The sequence below is a fragment of the Delftia sp. ZNC0008 genome (assembly GCF_000799035.1).
GTDB classification, from domain to species: Bacteria; Pseudomonadota; Gammaproteobacteria; order Burkholderiales; family Burkholderiaceae_C; genus Comamonas; species Comamonas tsuruhatensis.
Genome location: NZ_JTKZ01000319.1, coordinates 1 through 6,540, shown reverse-complemented (window position 1 = coordinate 6,540; position 6,540 = coordinate 1). Strand labels below are relative to the sequence as shown.

7 protein-coding genes are annotated in these 6,540 nt (G+C 69.2%); 4 read left to right on the top strand and 3 right to left on the bottom strand.

Annotated elements, in window-relative coordinates; all coding sequences use genetic code 11:
• Positions 1 to 69: 69 nt before the first annotated feature.
• On the bottom strand, positions 70 to 840 hold the full coding sequence (locus tag L995_RS10585) for an HAD family hydrolase (protein ID WP_016449602.1): 771 nt from the start codon (positions 838 to 840) through the stop codon (positions 70 to 72).
• A gap of 91 nt (positions 841 to 931) precedes the next feature.
• Here L995_RS10585 and hemH point away from each other — a divergent pair, with 91 nt between their 5' ends.
• From hemH to L995_RS33795, 4 genes are all read left to right on the top strand, one after another.
• The gene (hemH, locus tag L995_RS10580; protein WP_047327066.1) at positions 932 to 2,029 is read left to right on the top strand and encodes a ferrochelatase; all 1,098 of its coding nucleotides are present in this window, start codon (positions 932 to 934) and stop codon (positions 2,027 to 2,029) included.
• 146 nt (positions 2,030 to 2,175) lie between these two features.
• Complete coding sequence (locus L995_RS10575) at positions 2,176 to 3,150, top strand: sulfurtransferase (RefSeq protein ID WP_017404609.1); 975 nt, start codon at positions 2,176 to 2,178, stop codon at positions 3,148 to 3,150.
• A gap of 93 nt (positions 3,151 to 3,243) precedes the next feature.
• Entirely contained in the window at positions 3,244 to 4,341 is a 1,098-nt protein-coding gene (locus tag L995_RS10570; RefSeq protein ID WP_047471496.1) for a YeeE/YedE thiosulfate transporter family protein, read from the top strand.
• Between the two features lie 11 nt (positions 4,342 to 4,352).
• Positions 4,353 to 4,526 carry a hypothetical protein gene (locus L995_RS33795; RefSeq protein ID WP_016449605.1) on the top strand — a complete coding sequence of 58 codons (174 nt, stop codon included), beginning with the start codon at positions 4,353 to 4,355 and terminating at the stop codon, positions 4,524 to 4,526.
• A gap of 25 nt (positions 4,527 to 4,551) precedes the next feature.
• Here the strand turns inward: L995_RS33795 and L995_RS10565 are convergent, their stop codons facing one another.
• Positions 4,552 to 5,547, bottom strand: coding sequence for a rhodanese-like domain-containing protein (locus tag L995_RS10565; protein ID WP_016449606.1), 996 nt, complete (start codon positions 5,545 to 5,547; stop codon positions 4,552 to 4,554).
• 110 nt (positions 5,548 to 5,657) lie between these two features.
• Entirely contained in the window at positions 5,658 to 6,533 is an 876-nt protein-coding gene (locus L995_RS10560; RefSeq protein ID WP_052195782.1) for an alpha/beta fold hydrolase, read from the bottom strand.
• Between the last annotated feature and the right edge of the window lie 7 nt (positions 6,534 to 6,540).

Sequence of the window (6,540 nt, the reverse complement as noted above, 5' to 3'; positions counted from 1 at the left end):
GGGGGGGTGGAGGAAAGCTGTGCTGTGGCTGATGGGCATGGCGTGGCGCGGCTTCGCGGGCAGGCAGGGTCAGCTGTCAGCCAGCCCCTGGCACAACTGCGCAAGGCTGGCCACCGTGACGTGGGGCGTGGACCCCTCGTGAGGCCATGCTACGCCCGTGCGGTTGAGCCAGACTGCGTGCATACCCGCATCCATGGCGCCCAGCGCATCGAGCCGCGCGTCGTCGCCAATGTGCAGCACCTCGTCAGGCGCCACGCCAGCCGCCGCCGCTGCCGCGTGGAAAAAGCGCACATCGGGCTTGGCCATGCCGGCCTTGCTGGCGCTCAGCGCGGCATGGAAATGCTCGCCGATGCCCACCACATGCACGCTGGCGTTGCCATTGCTCAAGGCCACCACGGGCCAGCGCGCGGCCAGGAACTGCAGGGCGGGCAGCGCGTCCTCGTACAGGTCCACGCGCTGGCGCTCGGCAAAGAAAAGATCGAAGGCCGGCTCGGCCAGCGCGCCGTCGTCGCCATTGCGCTGCAGCGCTAGGCGGATGGACTCGCGGCGCAGGCCGCTCAGGTCATGGGCCAGGTCGGGACGATCGCGCTCGATCTGCACGCGGATGGCGCGCACGGCGGCCACGTCGCGCAGCGCCGCGGCCGTGGCCGGCGCATGGGTGTGCAGCCAGTCCAGCAGCACCTGTTCGGCACGCGAGATGGCCGGCCACACAGGCCACAGCGTGTCATCCAGATCGATGGATATGGCGCGGATGCGGCCGCTGCGGCGCAACTGCTGCAAGGCGGTCAGTGCAGGGGCAAATGAGGATTCGGCGAGGGGAGCGGTGGTGGCTTGGGACATGGTCCGAGCATAGCGAAGGCAGCCGCTGCAGGCTGCCGCCGGGTCATCGGGCTCGCATGGCAGGCCGCCGCGTCCTGCCACAATCGGGGCCATGCCATCCCGCTTTGCGCCAGAACCCCCATTCCGCCACGACCAACCCCAGCGCACCGCCGTGCTGCTGTGCAACCTTGGAACGCCCGACGCGCCCACGGCCCCGGCCGTGCGCCGCTACCTGGCGCAATTCCTGGGCGACGACCGCGTGGTCGAGATCCCCAGGATTGCCTGGCTGCCCATCCTGCACGGCATCATCCTGCGCACGCGGCCGGCCAAGTCGGCGGCCAAGTACGCCACCGTCTGGCATGAGAAGGACGGCTCCCCCCTGCAGCACTGGAGCGCGCGCCAGGCCCTGCTGCTGCGCGGCTGGCTGGGCGAGGCCGGGCACAACGTGCTGGTGCGCCATGCCATGCGCTACGGCAACCCGTCCATCCCCAGCGTGCTCGATGCCCTCAAGGCCGAAGGCGCCACGCGCATCCTCATCCTGCCGCTGTACCCGCAGTACTCGGGCACGACCACGGCCAGCGTGTTCGACGCGGTCTACGACTGGGGCCGCACCCAGCGCCACATCCCCGAGCTGCGCTTCGTCAACCGCTACCACGACGACGCTTCCTACATCGACGCGCTGGCCCAGCGCATCGAGGCCCATTGGCGCGGCAACGGCCGTGGCGAAAAGCTGGTCATGAGCTTTCACGGCGTGCCCGAGCGCACGCTGCACCTGGGCGACCCCTACCACTGCGAATCGCGCAAGACCGCACGCCTGCTGGCCGAGCGCCTGGGCCTGTCGCCCTCGCAATACCTGGTGACCTTCCAGTCGCGCTTTGGCAAGGCCAAATGGCTGGAACCCTATACCGAGCCCTCGCTGATCGAGCTGGCACGCAGCGGCACCAAGCGCGTGGACGTGGTCTGCCCCGGCTTCACCAGCGACTGCCTGGAAACGCTGGAGGAAATCAGCCAGGAAGCGCGCGAGGCCTTCATGCATGCGGGCGGCGAGCAGTTCGAGTACATCGCCTGCCTCAACGACAGCGCACCCTGGATCACGGCGCTGAGCCGCATCGCCCAGCAGCACCTGCAGGGCTGGCCCACGCAGAAGGCGCCGCAGGCCGAACTCGACGCCAGCCTGGAGCGCGCCAAGGCCGTGGGCGCACAGCGCTGAGGCCGTTCTGCATCTTCTGCACCGCGCCTTATAACCCTGCCTCATGAGCAGAATGCATAAGCGTCTTTGTATATAGATGCTGCAAGCGGGACAATTGCACCTCTGTTGCTTGTCCCGCCGGTCTTCCATGGCCGGCCCCAGCCATCATGACCAAGACCTTTTCCCCTGCTCTGCGCCTGGCGGCCCCGCTGCTGGCGCTGGGCCTTGCCTGCACCGCCCTGGGCACGGCCCACGCCGCCGAACCCCTGCTCACGCCCGCAGGCGTGCAGGCCGCCGCCGGCCAGGACGCCGTGCGCATCATCGACATCCGCGATCCCAAGGCCTATGGTGAGCGCCACATTCCCGGTGCGCTCAACGCTCCCTACGGCAAATGGCGCGGCCCCGCCACCAATCCCGGTGAACTGCCGGAGCTGCCCAAGCTCACCGAACTCGTGCAGTCCCTGGGGCTGACGCCGGCCACCCACGCCATCGTGGTCTCCACGGGCGCGGACGCCACCGACTTCGGCGCCGCAGCGCGCGTGTACTGGACGCTCAAGCTGCTGGGCCTCAAGGAGCTGTCCGTGCTCAACGGCGGCATGAAGGCCTGGAACGAGCAAAAGCTCCCGCAGGACAACGAGGCCGTCAAAGTGGCCCGCAGCAGCTACCAGCCCCAGCTCGACACCAGCCTGATCGCCACGCGCGAGGATGTGGGCCAGCATGTCAGGCTCAGCAACGCCGCCCTGGTGGACTCGCGCCCCGACGCCTTCTACCAGGGCAAGACGCGCGCGCCGGCCGCCAAGCTCTCGGGCACCCTGCCCGGCGCGCAGCAGCTGGACTTCAACCAGTGGTTCGTGCCCGGCACCTCCACCTTTGTCGATACCGCAACGGCCAAGCAGATCGCGGCCAAGGTCAAGCGCGAGCAGGGCCAGGACATGGTGGCCTTCTGCAACACCGGCCACTGGGCGGCCACCGACTGGTTCGGCCTGTCCGAAGTCGCGGGCCTGCCGGGCGTCAAGCTGTATGCGGGCTCCATGGTGGACTGGACGCAGCAGGCCGATGCGCCGCCCATGGCCAACCAGCCCGGCCGCGCCGAATCCCTGGCCTACGACGCCAAGCAGTGGTGGGAAAAAAAGTTCAAATAAACACTCCCTGAGGCGCTTACGCGCCTTCCCCCCGTGGCACGGCGCCTCTCTACCCGCTTCGCGGGGAAGGGCGACTGCATGGAGAAAAATGATATGAAACGACTTCCTCTTGCGGCCATCCTGGCCGTTTTCTTTGGCTGGCTGCTGTGGAGCGTCTCGGTGCGCCAGGCCGCGCTGTTCTCCGTGGGACTGGGCCTGGGCGCGGTGCTGGCCGGCAAGCGCTTTGGCTTCACCACCGGCTGGCGCATGCTGATCGAGGACAAGGACGCCAGCGGCGTCTTCGGCCAGTTGCTGCTGCTGGCGCTGGCCGCTGCGCTGGCCATGCCGCTGCTGGGCCACTATCCCGAACTCACGGCTGCCCTGGGCCCGCCCAGCATCAGCCTGCTGGTGGGTGCCTTCGTCTTCGGCCTGTGCATGCAGATCGCGGACGGCTGCGGCAGCGGCACGCTGTACAAGGCCGGCATGGGCATTCCCATGAATGCGGCCATCCTGCCCGTGTTTGCCATCGGCAGCTTCCTGGGCAGCCTGCACCTGGGCTGGTGGCTGGACCTGGGCAACACCCAGCCCGTGGGCCTGGTCACGGCCTGGGGCTGGGCCCCTGCCCTGCTGGCCACGCTGGCTGCGCTGGCCGTGGTCGCGCTGGGCGTGGCCTGGTATGTGCGTGGCGCCAACGTGGCACTCAAGCGCCCCGCCAAGCCGCTGTTCGTGCGCAAGTGGGTGGTGGGCGCCGTGCTGCTGGCCGTGCTGGCCACGCTCAACCTCATCATTGCGGGCCAGCCCTGGGGCGTGGTCTACGGCTTCGGCCTGTGGGCCGCCAAGATCGCCAACGCCACAGGCGCCGTGGACCTGGCCGGCAACTGGTTCTGGAGCCAGCCCGGCAACGCCGCGCGCCTGCACGAGACCGTGCTGCTGGACGTGACCAGCATCACCAACATCGGCATCCTGGGCGGCGCCCTGTGGGTGGCTGCCGCCAAGCCCGTCAATGCCAAGCCGCTCACGGGCACGCAATGGATGGTGGCCCTGGTGGCAGGCCTGGTGCTGGGCTACAGCTCGCGCCTGGCTTTCGGCTGCAATGTGGGCGCCATGCTCTCGGGCATCTCCACGGGCAGCATCCACGGCTGGATCTGGGTGCCGCTGGCCTTTGCCGGCACCATCTTCGGCCTGCGCATCCGCCGCCACTTCAACTTCTGAAAGGACCCGCCATGACACAACAGAACAGCCTGCGCGCGGTCTTCTGGGCCGTGCTGGTCCTCTTCCTCGCCTGGGACCACCTGCACTCGCCACCCGTGGACCTGCGCTTCGAGGCACCGCTGATCGCGGCCGGCTCGGGCAAAGCCACGCAAGGCGGGCACTGCTCGATGCCGGCGGGCAAATAGACCAAGACCAAGACCAAGGCCAAGGTCAGGGGACGCTGGGCGCCGGCCCCTCATCCGCGCCAGCCGTCACGGGCAGCGGCGCGGTTTCCACGTCGAAGCCAGCCGCCTGCCAGGCCTTGAGGCCGCCCACCAGCGGGCGCACGTTGGCGAAGCCCGCGCGCTGCAGCTGGCGCGCCAGCCGCGCGGCCGAGATTTCATTGGGACAGTCGCAATAGACCACCACCCCGTGGGGATGGTCGTGCTGGGGCAGCAGGTGCGCATGCGACTCGCCGCCATCGCGCGGGCGCAGCTCCCAGGACTGTGCACCCGGGATATGGCCCTGGCGGTACTGCGGCAGGGCGCGCACATCGATCACCGTGGGCTGCATGCCCTGGGCATGCAGGCCCGCCAGCTCGCGCACCGACATGCGCGGCATGCGCAATGAACGCACCATGCGGTGGCGCTGCCACCACTTGCGCACGATGAACAGCCCCAGCGCCACGGCCAGCAGCAACAGGCCCCACTGGCCCAGCGCGGTGAGCACGCCCAGCAGGTCTTCCACCGTGGAGCTGAACAGCGAGCCCAGGTACACGGCCGAGCCCACCCAGATCAGCGCACCCAGCCCGTCATACAGCACGAAGCTGCGCAGCGGCGTGCCCATCACGCCGGCCAGCGCGCTGGCGATGGAGGCGAAGCCCGGCACGAACTTGGCCACCAGCAGCGACCTTGCGCCCCAGCGGCCATAGACGGTCTCGGTCTGGCGGATGCAGGCATCGGGCGACAGCGAGATGCGGCAGATGCGTCCCAGCACACGGTGGCCGTAGGCCTTGCCGGCCTGGTACCAGAACAGATCGGCAATCAGCGCCGCGCTCACGGCCACGGCCACCAGCCACAGCAGGCGCACCCAGTCGGCGCCTTCCAGCGCACCGGTCACGACCAGCACCGGGTAGGCCGGAATCGGCGCGCCCAATTGCTCGACGAACACATTGAGAAAGACGATGCCGAAGCCGTACTCGCGGATCAGCTCCACCAGAAAACCCATGTCAGGCCTCTCTTGCCCAGACGGTGCCCGCACCCGAAAAAGAAGGCGAGGCTGCACCCGTCGCAAATGCTAGCGCGGCTGCAACATCCGCGCCCGGCCCGGGTTGATGCTCAGCCGCGCTGCAGATGCTCCAGCACCCATTGCCAGTGCGCGGGCACGTTCAGCGCCGGCGCATGGCCGCAGCCGGGCACCTCCTGCCAGTGCAGCAGGCCGCGCGCGCCGGGGCCGCGCGTGGTCATTTCCCTGGCCACCTCGGGCAGCACCAGGTCCGAGTCCACACCCCGCAGCAGCAGCACGGGGATCTCCAGCGCGTCGTAGTGCGGCCAGATGCCGTAGTCGTCGTCATGGGCAGTGAACTGCTCGATCATGGCCGGGTCGTAGTGCGGCGTGACGCGCCCATCGGGCAGGCGGCGCACGCTGGTTTCGGTGAGCTTGCGCCACTCGGAGTCGCCGAGCCAGCCATAGGGCCGGTAGGCCTGGCGAAAGAACGCCTCCAGCTCGCCCACGGTGTCGAAGGCCGGCGGCTCACCCGCATAGGCCTTGATGCGCGCCAGCGCTGACTCGGCCAGTTGCGGCGCATTGTCGTTGAGCACCAGCGTCGCAATGCGTGCGCGCAGCGAAGGCTCGAACAGGCCCGAGGCGCAGACCGTGCCGATGGCCCCGCCCATGGACGTGCCCACCCAATGCGCGCGCTCCAGCCCCAGCGCATCGAACAGCCCGCGCGCAATGCGGGCGTAGAAGCCCAGCCGGTATTCCTCGCGCGGCGCGCGGCTCCACTGGCTCAGTCCCCGGCCCAGCGTGTCGGGGCAGACCACGCGCCAGCCCTGCCCCGCCAGGAACTGCGCCAGCGCATCCATGTCGCGCCCCGTGCGTGCCAGCCCGTGCCAGGCGACGACGGTGCCCGCTGGCGCCACATCGGGCGCAGGCTGCCAGTCCATGTAGTGGATCTCATAGCCCGAGCAGTGCGCGTAGCGGGAATCCGGCACGGCAACA

Excerpts from the sequence above, each read along its gene's own strand:
- L995_RS10585 (WP_016449602.1), bottom strand. The coding sequence starts at position 840 with ATGTCCCAAGCCACCACCGCTCCCCTCGCCGAATCCTCATTTGCCCCT.
- hemH (WP_047327066.1), top strand. The coding sequence starts at position 932 with ATGCCATCCCGCTTTGCGCCAGAACCCCCATTCCGCCACGACCAACCC.
- L995_RS10575 (WP_017404609.1), top strand. The coding sequence starts at position 2,176 with ATGACCAAGACCTTTTCCCCTGCTCTGCGCCTGGCGGCCCCGCTGCTG.
- L995_RS10570 (WP_047471496.1), top strand. The coding sequence starts at position 3,244 with ATGAAACGACTTCCTCTTGCGGCCATCCTGGCCGTTTTCTTTGGCTGG.
- L995_RS33795 (WP_016449605.1), top strand. The coding sequence starts at position 4,353 with ATGACACAACAGAACAGCCTGCGCGCGGTCTTCTGGGCCGTGCTGGTC.
- L995_RS10565 (WP_016449606.1), bottom strand. The coding sequence starts at position 5,547 with ATGGGTTTTCTGGTGGAGCTGATCCGCGAGTACGGCTTCGGCATCGTC.